The sequence below is a fragment of the Dyella sp. ASV21 genome (assembly GCF_016428975.1).
Lineage (GTDB): Bacteria > Pseudomonadota > Gammaproteobacteria > Xanthomonadales > Rhodanobacteraceae > Dyella.
The window spans coordinates 1-321 of the sequence record NZ_JAELTT010000303.1 but is presented as its reverse complement, the minus strand read 5'-3'; the positions used below and the strand labels follow the sequence as shown (position 1 = coordinate 321).

The window sequence follows — 321 nt, the reverse complement described above, 5'->3', positions numbered from 1 at the left end:
CGTGATGTATTACACCCTCGGCCAGCGCAACGGCCTGGGCATTGGCGGCCGCCACGGCGCCAGCGGCGAGGCCTGGTACGTGGTGGGCAAGGACGTCGCCCGCAATATTCTCTACGTGGCCCAGGGTCTGTCTCTTATACACATCTCCGAGCCCACGAGACCCGTGACCGAATCGCGGTTGGCGGGGTGGGGGTGGGAAAGGGGGGGGGGGGGGGGGGGGGGGGGGGGGGGGGGGGGGGGGGGGGGGGGGGGGGGGGGGGGGGGGGGGGGGGGGGGGGGGGGGGGGGGGGGGGGGGGGGGGGGGGGGGGGGGGGGGGGGGG

The 321-nt window shown here is 78.5% G+C and carries 1 pseudogene; it reads left to right on the top strand.

Annotated features, from left to right (window positions below):
• A pseudogene (locus JHD67_RS21750) lies at window positions 1-127 on the top strand (tRNA methyl transferase PRC-barrel domain-containing protein); the annotation flags it as partial.
• Between the last annotated feature and the right edge of the window lie 194 nt (window positions 128-321).